Source organism: Aurantiacibacter atlanticus, assembly GCF_001077815.2.
GTDB classification, from domain to species: domain Bacteria; phylum Pseudomonadota; class Alphaproteobacteria; order Sphingomonadales; family Sphingomonadaceae; genus Alteraurantiacibacter; species Alteraurantiacibacter atlanticus.
In genome coordinates, this window is the sequence record NZ_CP011310.1 from 1,463,804 (window position 1) to 1,477,945 (window position 14,142).

A 14,142-nucleotide genomic window follows, 5' to 3' on the forward strand; every position below is an offset into this window, starting at 1 on the left:
TGTTCCGGCAAGCCAATGAGAAGGAACCGGATCGATGATCCAGATGCAATCCAATCTCGACGTCGCGGACAATAGCGGCGCCAAGCGCGTCCAGTGCATTAAGGTGCTGGGCGGGTCGAAGCGTCGTACCGCGAGTGTTGGGGACGTGATCGTGGTTTCCGTCAAGGAAGCCCAGCCGCGTGCCAAGGTCAAGAAGGGTGACGTTCACCGTGCGGTGATCGTGCGTACCCGCAAGGATGTTCGCCGCCCTGATGGCAGTGTGATCCGTTTTGACGGTAATGCCGCAGTGCTCGTCAACAAGAACGAAGAGCCAATCGGCACACGTATCTTTGGCCCGGTTGTCCGCGAACTGCGCGGCAAGGGCTTCATGAAGATCATCTCGCTCGCTCCGGAGGTGCTGTGATGGCTGCTGCGAAGATCAAGAAGGGCGACAACGTCGTCGTGCTTTCGGGCAAGGACAAGGGCCAGACTGGCACTGTCCAGCAGGTCATGCCTAAGGATGGCAAGGTCCTGGTTGATGGCGTTAATGTGATGACCCGTCACCGCAAGCCTAGCCAGGCAAACCCGCAGGGCGGTATTGACCGCGTTCCGGCTCCGATCGCGCTGTGCAAGATCGCACTTGCCGATCCCAAGGATGGCAAGCCCACTCGCGTTCGTTTTGAAGAGAAAGGCGGCAAGAAGGTGCGTGTTGCTGTCAAATCCGGGGAGACCATTGATGGCTGATTATACCCCCCGCCTCAAGAAGAAGTATTCGGATGAGATCGTGAAGGCGATGACCGAGAAGTTCGGTTATGCCAATCACTTGCAGGTCCCGTCGCTATCCAAGATCACGCTCAATATGGGTGTAGGCGAGGCAAGCCAGGACAAGAAGAAAGTCCAGACGGCCGCGCAAGAAATGGAAGCGATTGCCGGGCAGAAGCCCGTCATCACCAAGGCCAAGAAGTCGATCGCGCAGTTCAAGCTGCGTGAGGGCATGCCTATCGGTTGCAAGGTAACCTTGCGCCGTGACCGCATGTTTGAATTCATGGATCGTCTGGTGACCATTGCGATGCCGCGTATCCGAGATTTTCGTGGTCTCAATGCCAAGTCCTTCGATGGCCAAGGCAATTATGCGATGGGCATCAAGGAGCAGATCATTTTCCCAGAGATCAGCTACGATCGCATCGAGCAGGTGCGTGGCATGGACATCATCGTGACCACTACCGCAAAAACCGACGAAGAGGCCCGCGAATTGCTGCGCCTGTTCGGTTTCCCGTTCCCGGCTGACGAATCGGCCGAAGAAGAAAAGGCTGCCGCGTAAGCGGCGCAGGAGAGCTTAAGTCCAATGGCGAAACTGAGTTCCATAAACAAGAACGAGAAGCGTAAGGCTCTCGTCAAGAAATATGCAGGCAAATATGCCAAGCTAAAGGCTATTGCGGATGATGAATCGCTGGACGATTCCGAACGCATGATTGCACGCCTGAAGATGGCAGAACTGCCGCGTAATGCAAACCCAACCCGGGTGCGCAATCGTTGCAACACCACCGGCCGCCCGCGCGGCTATTACCGCAAGTTCGGGCTTTGCCGCATCGAACTCCGCGATCTGGCCAACAAGGGCTTGATCCCGGGCGTGACCAAGTCGAGCTGGTGAGGATCTGATAAATGGCTATGACCGATCCCTTGGGTGATATGCTCACCCGCATTCGCAACGGACAGCAGGCAAAGAAGGACTCCGTCCTTTCGCCAGCGTCCAAGCTGCGTGCAAACGTTCTCGAAGTTCTCCAGCGTGAAGGCTACATCCGTGGCTATAGCGACGACGCTTCCGGCAAGCATGCAGCACTGCGGATCGAATTGAAATATTTCGAAGGCGAACCTGCGATCAAGCATCTCGCCCGCGTCTCCAAGCCTGGCCGCCGCGTCTATTCGGGTTCGCAAGAACTCCCGACGATCCGCAACGGTCTTGGCATCACCATCGTCTCGACCCCCAAGGGCGTGCTTTCGGATAACGAAGCTCGCACCGAAAACGTCGGCGGTGAAGTGCTTGCGGAGGTATTCTGATGAGCCGCATTGGTAAAAGGCCCGTCGTGATTCCCACCGGGGTGACGGTTAAGTCAGAGAATGGTGTGTTGAGCGTGAAGGGCCCCAAGGGCGAGCTCTCCATGAACAAGTTTGACCTGATCGATTACAACATCGAGGGTGACGAAATTCAGGTCAATCCTGTCAACAAGACCAAGCAGGCCCGTCAATTCTGGGGCATGCAGCGTACGCTGGTGCAAAATCTTGTTAACGGTGTTACCGAAGGTTTCACCAAGGTGCTGGAAATCAACGGCGTTGGTTATCGTGCATCAGCGCAAGGCAAGAAGCTTAAGCTTCAGCTTGGCTTCAGCCACGATGTCGATCTCGACGTTCCAGAGGGTATTGATGTCAAGACGCCCGACCAGACGACGATTGAGATTTCGGGTAATGACAAGCAGAAGGTCGGGCAGTTTGCTGCCGAGATCCGCGAATGGCGCAAGCCGGAGCCCTATAAGGGCAAGGGCGTGAAGTATCGCGGCGAGTACATCTTCCGCAAGGAAGGGAAGAAGAAGTAAGATGGCAAAGCTCTCTCTCTTTGAACGCCGCCGCCGCCGGGTGCGTACAGCACTCCGCAAGCGGTCGGGCGATAAGCCACGGCTGTCTGTGCACCGCACCGGCAAGCACATCTATGCGCAAATCATTGATGATAAGGATGGCCGCACGGTTGTTGCTGCGTCCACGCTCGGAGCGAAAACTTCGGGTGCGAATGTCGATGCTGCCATCAAGGTGGGCAAGGACATTGCCGAAGCCGCCAAGAAGGCTGGCGTGACCACTGTCGTATTCGATCGTGGTGGTTTCCTGTTTCATGGCCGCGTCAAGGCGCTGGCCGATGCGGCACGCGATAGCGGGCTGGAGTTCTGATAATGGCTGACGAAAACAAGACCGAAAAGGCCGAGGCTGAAGCCAAGGTTGACAATGCCGGGTCCACCCCGACGCCGAGCACGGCTCCTAGCGAAGCCGGTGAGAACCAGTCTGCAGCGCAGGGCGCCGAAGGCGAGCCGCGTACCCGCGAAAATAATCGTGGTGGCGGAAATCGTGGTGGCCGTGGTAGCGGTGGCGGTCGCGGTGACAACCGGGGCGGTGGCCGCGGTCGTGGTCGCGATGATCGCCGGGGCGGTCGTGGCGGAGACGACGATGGTGAAGAGCTCATTGAAAAGCTCGTTCACATCAATCGCGTTGCGAAGGTAGTGAAGGGCGGTAAGCGCTTTGGTTTTGCTGCGCTGGTTGTGGTCGGTGACGGGAAGGGCCGCGTGGGCTTTGGACATGGCAAGGCGCGCGAAGTGCCTGAAGCCATCAACAAGGCTACTGCTGCTGCAAAGAAATCCATGATTCGCGTTCCGCTGAAGGAAGGCCGCACACTGCATCATGATGGCACTGGCCATTTCGGTGCGGGCAGGGTTGTGGTTCGCTCGGCTCCGGCCGGTACAGGTATCATCGCCGGTGGCCCGATGCGTGCAGTGTTCGAAGCGCTCGGCGTTGCAGACGTTGTGACCAAGTCGGTCGGTACGTCCAATCCCTACAACATGATTCGCGCTACCTTTGATGGCCTGACCAACCAATCTTCACCGAAGTCGGTTGCGCAGCGTCGCGGCAAGAAGGTCGCAGACCTGCTTGGTCGCGGTGGCTCTAGCGAAGTAGAGGCCGAAGCTGACGCTGCGGCCCTGACGGAGTAAGAACGATGGCAGCTAAGAAGACCATCAAGATCAAGCAGATCGGTTCACCGATCCGTCGTCCCGAAAGCCAGCGCAAGATCCTTATTGGTCTTGGGTTGAACAAGATGCACAAGGTTGTCGAACGCCAGGACACCCCCGAGGTGCGCGGCGCGATTGCCAAGGTTCCGCATCTGGTTACCGTGGTCGACTAATTGACAATCATGGCTCTTTGCCGCTGTTGGCAGAGAGCCATCCTATTAGCGCGAACAAAGCGAAAGCGAGTGCAAGATAATGAAACTTAACGATCTCCGTGATAATGAAGGCGCCCGCAAAAACCGTATGCGCGTAGGCCGCGGCATTGGTTCGGGCAAGGGCAAGACCGCAGGGCGCGGCCAGAAGGGCCAGAAGAGCCGTTCAGGCGTAGCGGTAAAGGGCTTTGAAGGCGGCCAGATGCCGCTTCACATGCGACTTCCAAAGCGCGGCTTCAACAATCCTTTTGGCAAGGATTACGCCGAAGTGAACCTCGGCATGATCCAAAAACTGATCGATGCGAAGAAGCTCGATGCCAGATCCACAATCGACCATGCGGCACTGAAAGCTGCCGGTGTGGCACGTGGCGGCAAGGATGGTGTTCGTTTGCTGGGCAAGGGTGAAATCACTGCCAAGCTCAATTTTAGCGTTGCAGGCGCGTCCAAGGGTGCAGTTGCGGCGGTTGAAAAGGCTGGCGGCAAGGTCGAGGTAATTGATCGTGGCCCGTCCGAGCATGAGAAGAAGACCGCACGCCGTGAGGCGAATACGGCTGCAAAGGCCGCCAAAAGCAAGTGAGCGGAAGATAATGTGAGGCGCAGGGTTCGACATACGGCCCGCGTCTCCCTATCTAGCTCCCGGAAAGCCGGGAGGGACCGGCGTTTGTACCAGGATTAAGGCAACCGATGGCATCCCGCGCCGATAATATTGCAAGCACGCTCAGCCTCGCCAATTTCAGCAAGGCTACTGAGCTCAAGCAGCGTATCTGGTTTACGATCGGTGCACTGATCGTTTTCCGTTTCCTCAGCTTTGTGCCGCTTCCCGGCGTGAACCCGATGATTCTGGAATCGCTTTACGACCAGACGCGTGGCGGCATCCTCGACATGTTCAACATGTTTTCCGGCGGTTCGCTGGAGCGGATGAGCCTGATTGCGTTGGGTGTGATGCCCTACATTACAGCTTCCATTGTCATCCAACTTGCCTCTTCGCTGCATCCCAGCTTGATTGCTCTGAAGAAAGAAGGCGAGGCCGGTCGCAAGCGGCTGAACCAGTATACGCGCTACGGCACAGTATTTCTGTGCGCGATTCAGGGCTGGTTCCTCGCCTCTGGTCTGGAAGCCTATGGCGCGCAGAGCGGTCTACAAGCCGTGGTCGATCCGGGTATCATGTTCCGCATTGTGACCGTCATCAATCTGGTTGGCGGAACCATGTTTCTGCTGTGGCTGGGTGAGCAGGTCACTAGTCGGGGTATCGGCAATGGTATTTCGCTGATCATCATGGCGGGTATTGTGGCCCAATTCCCTACCTTCACGGCTAATCTGTTCGAAGGGGGACGCAGCGGATCCATCAGCGGGGTGGTGATCGGCGGTCTTGTCATCATGATCATCGCACTTATTCTGGTGATCTGTTTCATGGAGCGCGCGCAGCGGCGATTACTTATACAATATCCCAAACGCGCAGCGCAGCGCGGCGGCATGCAGGCAGATCGCTCGCATTTGCCGTTGAAGCTGAACACCGCTGGCGTCATTCCTCCGATTTTCGCAAGTTCGCTTTTGCTGCTGCCACTCACGATTACGCAGTTTGCTGGTAATTCCATCGATACGACCAGTTCGACTGGCAGCTTTGTGCAGACGCTCAACCAGTATCTCGCGCACGGGCAACCGCTGTATATGCTATTGTATGCAGCTGGGATCATCTTCTTCTGCTTCTTCTACACAGCAGTTGTCTTCAATCCTGAGGAAACGGCTGAAAACCTGAAGAAGCAGGGCGGTTTCATCCCCGGCATTCGGCCGGGGAAGCGCACTGCCGAATATCTCGACTATGTGCTTTCGCGCATCACTGTGGTCGGGGCGATATATCTTACGCTTGTATGCGTCATACCGGAATGGGGTATTGCGCAGACTGGCATCCCGCTATTTCTGGGCGGCACAAGCCTGCTGATTGTCGTCAATGTCACTGTGGATACGATCAGCCAGATTCAATCGCACCTGCTGGCTCACCAGTATGGCGATCTAATCAAAAAGGCGAAGTTGAAGGGCCGTACGCGCTAGGCTAGCGCTGCCGGCTCGTTGAATGGGGATTCGCTGCAAGCCATGAATATTATCCTTTTGGGCCCTCCGGGCGCGGGCAAGGGCACACAGGCCAACTTGCTGGTTGAACATCACGGTATGCGGCAGCTTTCCACCGGAGACATGCTGCGGAATGCGGTCAAGGCGCAAACGCCTGTTGGCCTTGCAGCCAAGGCCGTGATGGAGCGCGGCGAACTTGTGTCCGACGAAATTGTATCTGCCTTGATCGATGCAGAGCTCGCGTCGATGGGTGACGATGTTGGCGCCATTTTCGATGGTTATCCGCGCACCGCCGCGCAAGCAGAATCGCTTGATGAAATTCTCGGCCAACATAACCGCAAGCTTGATTACGTAATCGAGTTGCAGGTGGATGAGGATGCGCTGGTAGATCGTATCACGGGCCGCTTTACCTGCGCCAAATGTGGCGAAGGATATCATGATCGGCACAAGCAACCCGCGAAAGAGGGTGTGTGCGACAAATGTGGCTCTACCGAATTCAAGCGCCGTCCCGACGATAATGAGGAAACCGTGCGTACCCGCATGGGAGAATACCGAGCCAAGACCGCACCGATCCTGCCCATCTATGAAGAACGTGGCATCGTTCACCGCATTGATGGCATGGCATCGATTAAAGAGGTAATCGCGGCGGTGGAAAAAGTGCTGGCCAGCTAGTTTGGGTCTGGTTACAGAAACTGGAAGCTCTGCGCTTTGAAGCTGATACATGTTGTAAATCGTGCGGGCATCTAAGCCGAGGTAACTCGGAAAAGGAGCGCATATCTTCGGCACTGACTGGGAACCAGATAAATTCTATCCTCACCGCACTGGTTGTCGTGCGACTATTTTCGCTCAGGCTGGAGGGCAAGTTTAAGCAGGCTGACCGGGTCCTGGGTGACTTCAGCTATCCCGTCTATTTGTTGCATTGGCAGGCCGGGCTGCTCGCGTCATTGGCGGTTTTTGGCGAGACCGCGCAGGGGGCAAATGTTCGGGGCTTAACTGTTTTTGTTGCTGCGTTGCCAATCCTGTTTCTGTTGTGCTCAGTGTACGTTTTTCTCATAGACCCAGTGGTGCAATCTATGCGCGCCAAGGTTCGCCGCCGTGCCATGAGCGGAGGCGAAACGCGCGCTACATTGGCTGCTGATCCTCCCTGATAACGACGTAGTCTGCGCCCGGGCTGTGGTGACGCGGAGAGCGACGGTTCGGGGATAGAGTGCAACCTCAGTCTTTCGGCGGATTTGCCACCCGATTGGGCGGTGAAGTCTACGAATGGTGATCGACCTTTTTGACTAGCAGGAGAGGTCGCGCTATAAGCAATTCTACAGTCCGGGAACATCGGTGCAGGCAACGGGATACCGTGTGCCTGCTTTCACCTGTTGACGCAGGGGAAGAATCACCCTATCTGCGCGTGTCTATCGCTCAATTGCAAAGAAATATCGACAGGGACCGGTTTTTGGCTCGCCTGCTCTCGCCGTTTCGATGTAATTGCCCGACTTAACCGCTATGAGATAGGGCGCGCCCTCCTTTCGGAGCAAGCCAGTCCCCTGTGGAGCATGGAGAACTAAGTGGCTCGTATTGCCGGGGTAAATATCCCCACAAATAAGCGCGTGATTGTCGCGCTCACCTATATTCACGGAATCGGCCCGACAACGGCCCGCAAGATCATCGACAAGCTCGGCATCGATCACGCCCGCCGCGTGCAGGACCTGACCGATGGCGAAGTGTTGCAGATCCGTGAAACCATCGATGCCGAATATGCCGTGGAAGGCGATCTGCGTCGTGAGACTTCGATGAACATCAAGCGATTGATGGACCTCGCATGTTATCGCGGCTTGCGCCACCGCAAGGGCCTTCCGGTCCGAGGTCAGCGCACCCACACCAACGCCCGTACCCGCAAGGGCAAGGCCAAGCCGATCGCCGGCAAGAAGAAGTAAGCCGGGAACTCCTGCGCTTTTCCCTTCTTTGGTATAAAAGGAATTTAACAAGATGGCACGCGAACCAGGCCGTATCCGGCGCCGTGACAAGAAGAACATTTCCAGCGGTGTTGCACACGTCAATGCCAGCTTCAACAACACCATGATCACCATCACCGATGCACAGGGCAATGCGATAAGCTGGTCCAGTGCAGGCATGATGGGTTTCAAAGGCAGCCGTAAGTCGACGCCTTATGCCGCGCAGGTCGCTGCAGACGATGCCGGCAAGAAGGCGGCTGAACACGGCGTTCGCACGCTGGAAGTTGAAATCAAGGGGCCGGGTTCCGGTCGTGAGAGCGCGCTGCGGGCGTTGCAGGCGGTGGGTTTCACCATCACTTCGATCCGTGACGTTACGCCGATACCGCACAATGGTGTGCGGCCATCCAAGCGTCGCCGCGTCTGATCGAAGCCTGCCGCAGGTGGCCGATGCGAACCGGTTTCCTGCAAACAGTCACTCGCATCGGCCGCGGCGTCTCAGCGCACCGCGGCTTTTGCACCACTAATTACCTTTAGGGGAAGTCCATGTCCGTCAATACTAAGAACTGGCAGGAACTGAAGAAGCCCAATACCCTCGATATCAAGGAAGGCAGCGACAAGAAGCGCAAAGCCACCTTCGTCGCCGAACCCTTGGAGCGTGGCTATGGCCTGACACTGGGCAATGCCCTGCGTCGTGTGCTTCTTTCCAGCCTGCAGGGTGCTGCGATCACCTCGATCAAGATCGAGAACGTGCTGCACGAATTCTCCAGCCTGGCTGGTGTGCGCGAGGATGTGACCGACATCGTTCTGAATGTGAAGCAGATCGCAATCAAGATGGAAGGCGAGGGCCCCAAGCGCCTGCAGCTTTCCGCCACCGGCCCTGGTGAAGTGAAGGCTGGCGACATCGCTGTTTCAGGCGACATCGAGGTCCTGAACAAGGATCTGGTTCTGTGCCATCTGGACGAGGGGGCGACCCTCAACATGGAACTGACAGCAGACAGTGGCAAGGGCTACTCGCCTGCCGTGTCGAACCGTCCGGTCGATGCACCCATCGGTCTTATTCCAGTTGATAGCCTCTATTCGCCGATCAAGCAGGTTAGCTACAAGGTCGAGAACGCTCGCGTGGGCCAGGAACTCGACTTCGACAAGTTGAGCCTGACCATCGAAACTGACGGCACTGTCACGCCTGAAGACGCGATCGCCTATGCAGCGCGCATTCTTCAAGACCAGTTGACGCTTTTCGTGCACTTCGAAGATGGTATTCCGCAGCCGCAGGGCCAGATGATTGGCGTTGCAGCAGAACCGCAGGAAAGCGACACCAACCAGCTCAACCGTTACCTTCTCAAAAAGGTGGACGAACTGGAACTCAGTGTCCGCTCCGCCAATTGTCTCAAGAACGACAACATCATCTACATCGGTGATCTCGTGCAGAAGACCGAAGCCGAGATGCTGCGGACGCCGAATTTCGGACGCAAGTCGCTCAATGAGATCAAGGAAGTGTTGTCCAGCATGGGTCTGCGTCTGGGCATGGATATTCCTGGCTGGCCGCCGGAAAACATTGAGGAAATGGCCAAGAAGCTGGAGCAGGAACTGCTCGGCTGATAGCCCAAGGGGCTTGGGCCGGACCTCTTCTTCCGGCCTGCACTGGGCAACCTAGAACGGGCCCTTTTCGAATGGAGTCAAGAATATGCGCCACGGTATTTCCGGTCGTAAGCTTAGCCGCAAGTCTCAGCACCGCACGGCCATGTTTCGCAACATGGCAGCGGCGCTGATCAAGCACGAGCAGATCACTACTACTACGGCCAAGGCGAAGGAAATTCGCCCCTACGTCGAAAAGCTCATCACGCTGGCCAAGCGTGGCGGACTGTCCAACCGTCGTCTTGCGCACAGCCGCATAATGGATGAAGCGCAGGAAAAGAAGCTGTTTGAAGTTTTGGCCGAGCGTTATTCTGATCGCGAAGGTGGCTACACACGCGTGATCAAGGCCGGCTATCGCGCCAGCGATGCTGCGCCTATCGCCGTGATCGAATTTGTCGACCGTGATGAAGAGGCCAAGGGCATGGACAGCGGCCCGGTGGTGACCGAGGACGAATACGAAGACGCGTAAAGCGCATCGTCTCAAGAGATAGATGAAGGGCTGTCGGAGCGATCCGGCGGCCCTCTTTTTTGAGAGGACATGCGGCAGAGTGCTCTCAACGATCCGGAACATATGTTTCCGATACCTCTGCCCGCAGCCTGAAGGGCGATGGGCTCGCGGGGCAGAGGCGATTGCTGGACAATGCAGAAATGGCATCGTTGGATAACCTGGTAATTGCGTAACTTGCAAAATATTGGTTTCATTGCCAACTAGTGATCATCAAGGATCGCAAAGCGAGATAAAATGACCCGCACAGCTATTGCAGTCGCCACGCTGCTTGCCACCATCGCCATACCCGCTAACGCGCAGGATATGACAGCTCCCCAATATCCCGAAACGCAGCGCGACGACGTGGTTGAAACCTTCTTTGGCGAGCAGGTGGCCGATCCCTATCGCTGGCTTGAAGAAGATGTGCGCAATAGCGAGGATGTCGCCAAGTGGGTAACGCAGCAGAATCGTGTTACCGATGCCTATCTTGAACAATTGCCAGCACGCCCATGGTTCAACACCCGCATTGGCGAATTGTATGATTATGAGCGCTTCTCTGTTCCGGTGGAGCGTGGCGGGCGTTATTTTTACACGAGCAATTCCGGTTTGCAGAACCAATCGCCGCTTTACGTTCGTGACGGGTTGAATGGTGTGCCGCGATTGCTGCTGGATCCCAATCAATGGGCGGAAGATGGTGCGACGGCGCTGTCTGACTGGGTGCCTTCGCCCGATGGCAGCAAGCTGCTCTACAGCGTGCAGGACGGCGGAAGCGACTGGCGTATACTGCGGGTGTTGGATGTGACCACCGGAGAACAGTTCGGCGGCGATATTCGCTGGGCCAAGTTCACCGGTTTGGCATGGGTGGGCGAAGAGGGTTTTCTCTATTCGCGCTTCCCCGAACCTGAAGAGGGCGAGGATTTTCAGGCGCTCAACCTCGATCAGGCGGTATATTTCCACGAACTTGGCACCGATCAGTCAGCTGACAGCCAGATCTATGCAACGCCCGACCATCCCGAGCGCAATCACGTGGCACAGACAAGTGATGATGGACGCTGGGTGATCCTGACGTCCTCCACCGGAACTGATGCCCGACACGAGGTTCATGTCGTTGATCTTTCGGTCCGTGAAACGCGTGGCTGGCGGCCACAGCCACTCGTGACCGGTTTTGAGAATAGCTGGAGCCTTATCGACAGTGTCGGATCACGCCTGTTCTTCGTAACCAACACCGACGCGCCGCTTTACCGCGTGTTGTCGATCGACATGGACAATCCATCAGCGGGGTGGAGTGAACTGATCGCCGAGCGCGATCAGCCAATCGCAGGTGCTTCCATGATTGGCGATCGTCTGGTGATTCAATATCTGGAAGACGCATCCTCCAGCGCATATGTCTATACGCTGGGTGGCGAAATGGTGCGCGAGATAGAGTTCACCGGACTTGGTAGCGCTGGTGGCTTCTATGGTAGCCCCGACAGTAATGAAACATTTTACAGCTTCACGAGTTTCAACCGGCCCGCGACAATTTATCGCTATGATGTGACGACAGGAGAAACATCAGAATTCGCCGCGCCTGACATTAGCTTCGATCCCGATGACTTCGTGGTCGAGCAGCAGTTTTATGAAAGCAAGGATGGCACCCGCGTCCCTATGTTCATCGTGCGCCGCGCCGATATTGCCGCCAGCGGCGATGCCGTGCCAACATTGCTATATGGTTATGGCGGGTTCGACATTTCGCTTACTCCTGGATTCTCGCCCAGTCGAATGGCCTGGGTCGAGGCGGGCGGCGCCTATGCGGTCGCAAACCTTCGCGGCGGCGGCGAATATGGCAAGGCGTGGCACGATGCCGGCAGGCGGGCAAACAAGCAGAACGTATTTGATGATTTCATCTCCGCCGGCGAATATCTGATAGCGCAGGGCATCACGCCTGAAGATGGTTTGGCCATTCAGGGCGGTTCCAATGGCGGACTGCTGGTTGGTGCGGTTGTAAACCAGCGTCCCGATCTATTTGCGGCGGGCAATGCCGCTGTCGGTGTGATGGACATGCTGCGTTTCGACCAGTGGACGGCCGGAAGGTATTGGGTGGATGATTATGGCTATCCCGATCGTGAGGAAGACTGGCGCATTCTTCGGGCCTATTCTCCGCTCCACAATATCCAGTCTGGCGCGCAATATCCCGCGCTACTGGTGACAACTGCTGATACGGATGACCGTGTGGTACCGGGGCATAGCTTCAAATACACCGCAGCCTTGCAGGCAGAAGAATTGGGGGATCGCCCTCAACTGATCCGGATCGAGACCCGCGCGGGCCATGGATCGGGCAAACCTACTGACAAGGCAATTGCAGAAGCAGCTGATATCCTGAGTTTTCTTGGATATTGGACAGGCTTGAAAGTCGGCGAATAGGGCGTTCAGGAAGCAGCCTACTTTCCTGAACATTCGGCGACAGGCAAGTTCAGCCTCACCTCAGAACGATTCGACTAGAACCTTCATATCGGTGGCACAGATGTCATCGCATGATACGAAGGAGAACTCTGATGAAGTCCACGACCAAAGCACTGGCCAAGGGAACGTTTGCAACCGTCGCGGCTGGCGCGATGGCCCTGACCGCAGCGTCTCCCGCCGCCGCACAGGATCGCTATCGCGACCGCCATGACAATGGCATTTCTGCCGGTGAAGTTATCGCCGGTGCCGTTATCCTGGGTGGACTCGCGGCAATCCTCTCCTCCAGCAATAACGACCGCTATGATGATCGCCACTATGGGGATCGGAACTATCGCGATAATCGCCGTGGTTATGGCGCCAATAATGGTCGCCAAGCTGTAGAACGTTGCGTTCGCGCTGCAGAGCGCCAAGCTCAACGCTGGAGCGGTTCGCGTGCCGAAGTTTATGAAATTCGCGATGTTGATCGTGAACGTCGCGGCTTCGAAGTGAAAGGCCGCATCGCAGTGCGCGATAATCACCGCAGTCGCAATTATCGCGGCGACTATCGCCGGGGTGGCCGCAACAATGGCTGGGATGAAGGACGTTTCAAGTGCGATTATCGCAACGGGCGCGTGGTCGATATTGATTTCAGCGGTATCCGCGGCCTTTAGGCTCACATAGTTAGACCCCATTCGTCGGGGGAGGCGGTTCAGGTTGGTTTCAGCCTGGACCGCCTATCTATGTGGGCCACTCACAGGATCAGTGATGGGAACAACAATGCGCAAGCCAAGCAAAATCGTCTCAGCCGCGGCTCTAAGTGCCGCTTTTGCCATGGCCGCAACGCCTGTCGCTGCTGCCGAACTGCCCTATACAGGCGGTTCAGATGTTGAAGTGCAGACGGGTGCTGCGGCTGATCAATCCAATCAGCGCTGGCGCCGGTATCGTCCACGTCATGGCTATCGCCATCACCATCGTCATCGCAGCGGTGTTGATGCAGGCGATGTCGTGGCAGGTGTCCTCATTCTCGGGGCTATTGCCGCTATTGCGAGTTCGGGACGCGATCGGGATCGTGATGACGACCGCGATCGCAATGACCGCGATTACGGCGACCGCGACTATGACTATAATGATCGCGCGCAAGACAGCCGCGGCCTGAGACACGCTGCCGATATGTGCATGGACCAAATCGAGCGTGGGCGGAACAGCGTAGAAGACATAGACTCTGCGCGCCGCACCAGCGATGGCTGGCGGGTTGCAGGAACACTGGAAAATGGTGGGAGCTGGAACTGCTGGATCGACAATGACGGTCGCATTCGCGATGTAGACATCGGAGTGCGCGGCTTTTCATCGCAAAACGCAGATGATCGGAACGCATCCGGCCCGTTCGGTGATCAATGGGACGACAGTGCCTATTCCCGCGCTCGTAACAGCACCACCACGCCATCGCAGAACGCCTATACCTACCGCTCTGCTGAAAACCGCGCTCCCGCCTATCCGGGTGGACCGATCCCCGGTGAAGAGGGCTATGCGGTAGATGAAGGTGATAGCTATGGCGAAGATGGCTATACTGGTGGCAGTGACGGAAGATACAGCACCGGCCAAACACCCGATTTCAGTCAATCCGGCAGCTGAAG

The 14,142-nt window shown here is 56.7% G+C and carries 19 protein-coding genes; all 19 read left to right on the forward strand.

The window, feature by feature from the left end; translation table 11 throughout:
* The first annotated feature begins 34 nt into the window (after positions 1-34).
* The 19 genes from rplN (at position 35) to CP97_RS16775 (ending at position 14,140) form a co-directional block, all read left to right on the forward strand.
* A complete protein-coding gene (rplN, locus tag CP97_RS07115) occupies positions 35-403 on the forward strand; it encodes a 50S ribosomal protein L14 (RefSeq protein WP_047093357.1) in 369 nt (122 codons plus the stop codon).
* Entirely contained in the window at positions 403-723 is a 321-nt protein-coding gene (gene rplX, locus CP97_RS07120) for a 50S ribosomal protein L24 (protein ID WP_048885367.1), read from the forward strand. Before rplN ends, rplX begins: the two co-directional genes overlap by 1 nt.
* Positions 716-1,300, forward strand: coding sequence for a 50S ribosomal protein L5 (gene rplE / locus CP97_RS07125; RefSeq protein ID WP_048885368.1), 585 nt, complete (start codon positions 716-718; stop codon positions 1,298-1,300). The genes rplX and rplE overlap by 8 nt, the downstream gene beginning before the upstream one ends.
* 24 nt (positions 1,301-1,324) lie before the next feature.
* Positions 1,325-1,630, forward strand: coding sequence for a 30S ribosomal protein S14 (rpsN, locus tag CP97_RS07130; RefSeq protein WP_048885369.1), 306 nt, complete (start codon positions 1,325-1,327; stop codon positions 1,628-1,630).
* An 11-nt stretch (positions 1,631-1,641) separates the two neighbouring features.
* Positions 1,642-2,037 (forward strand): 30S ribosomal protein S8, encoded by a 396-nt coding sequence (rpsH, locus tag CP97_RS07135; protein WP_048885370.1) that lies wholly within the window; start codon positions 1,642-1,644, stop codon positions 2,035-2,037.
* A complete protein-coding gene (gene rplF, locus CP97_RS07140; protein ID WP_048885371.1) occupies positions 2,037-2,570 on the forward strand; it encodes a 50S ribosomal protein L6 in 534 nt (177 codons plus the stop codon). Before rpsH ends, rplF begins: the two co-directional genes overlap by 1 nt.
* Before the next feature lies 1 nt (position 2,571).
* Positions 2,572-2,916 carry a 50S ribosomal protein L18 gene (rplR, locus tag CP97_RS07145; RefSeq protein WP_048885372.1) on the forward strand — a complete coding sequence of 115 codons (345 nt, stop codon included), beginning with the start codon at positions 2,572-2,574 and terminating at the stop codon, positions 2,914-2,916.
* A gap of 2 nt (positions 2,917-2,918) precedes the next feature.
* Positions 2,919-3,728, forward strand: coding sequence for a 30S ribosomal protein S5 (rpsE, locus tag CP97_RS16490; protein ID WP_048885373.1), 810 nt, complete (start codon positions 2,919-2,921; stop codon positions 3,726-3,728).
* Between the two features lie 5 nt (positions 3,729-3,733).
* Positions 3,734-3,919, forward strand: coding sequence for a 50S ribosomal protein L30 (rpmD, locus tag CP97_RS07155; RefSeq protein ID WP_048885374.1), 186 nt, complete (start codon positions 3,734-3,736; stop codon positions 3,917-3,919).
* 79 nt (positions 3,920-3,998) lie between these two features.
* Positions 3,999-4,532 carry a 50S ribosomal protein L15 gene (gene rplO / locus CP97_RS07160; protein ID WP_048885375.1) on the forward strand — a complete coding sequence of 178 codons (534 nt, stop codon included), beginning with the start codon at positions 3,999-4,001 and terminating at the stop codon, positions 4,530-4,532.
* Between the two features lie 107 nt (positions 4,533-4,639).
* A complete protein-coding gene (gene secY / locus CP97_RS07165; protein ID WP_048885376.1) occupies positions 4,640-6,004 on the forward strand; it encodes a preprotein translocase subunit SecY in 1,365 nt (454 codons plus the stop codon).
* Positions 6,005-6,046: 42 nt separating this feature from the next.
* A complete protein-coding gene (locus CP97_RS07170) occupies positions 6,047-6,694 on the forward strand; it encodes an adenylate kinase (protein ID WP_048885377.1) in 648 nt (215 codons plus the stop codon).
* A gap of 887 nt (positions 6,695-7,581) precedes the next feature.
* Positions 7,582-7,950 carry a 30S ribosomal protein S13 gene (gene rpsM / locus CP97_RS07180; protein ID WP_048885379.1) on the forward strand — a complete coding sequence of 123 codons (369 nt, stop codon included), beginning with the start codon at positions 7,582-7,584 and terminating at the stop codon, positions 7,948-7,950.
* A 52-nt stretch (positions 7,951-8,002) separates the two neighbouring features.
* The gene (gene rpsK / locus CP97_RS07185; protein WP_047003266.1) at positions 8,003-8,392 is read left to right on the forward strand and encodes a 30S ribosomal protein S11; all 390 of its coding nucleotides are present in this window, start codon (positions 8,003-8,005) and stop codon (positions 8,390-8,392) included.
* Between the two features lie 119 nt (positions 8,393-8,511).
* Positions 8,512-9,567 carry a DNA-directed RNA polymerase subunit alpha gene (locus CP97_RS07190; protein WP_048885380.1) on the forward strand — a complete coding sequence of 352 codons (1,056 nt, stop codon included), beginning with the start codon at positions 8,512-8,514 and terminating at the stop codon, positions 9,565-9,567.
* An 85-nt stretch (positions 9,568-9,652) separates the two neighbouring features.
* Positions 9,653-10,072 (forward strand): 50S ribosomal protein L17, encoded by a 420-nt coding sequence (gene rplQ / locus CP97_RS07195; protein WP_048885381.1) that lies wholly within the window; start codon positions 9,653-9,655, stop codon positions 10,070-10,072.
* 273 nt (positions 10,073-10,345) lie between these two features.
* A complete protein-coding gene (locus tag CP97_RS07200; protein ID WP_048885382.1) occupies positions 10,346-12,490 on the forward strand; it encodes a prolyl oligopeptidase family serine peptidase in 2,145 nt (714 codons plus the stop codon).
* A gap of 131 nt (positions 12,491-12,621) precedes the next feature.
* A complete protein-coding gene (locus tag CP97_RS07205) occupies positions 12,622-13,179 on the forward strand; it encodes a hypothetical protein (protein WP_048885383.1) in 558 nt (185 codons plus the stop codon).
* A gap of 106 nt (positions 13,180-13,285) precedes the next feature.
* Complete coding sequence (locus CP97_RS16775) at positions 13,286-14,140, forward strand: hypothetical protein (protein ID WP_236780948.1); 855 nt, start codon at positions 13,286-13,288, stop codon at positions 14,138-14,140.
* Positions 14,141-14,142 lie beyond the last annotated feature (2 nt).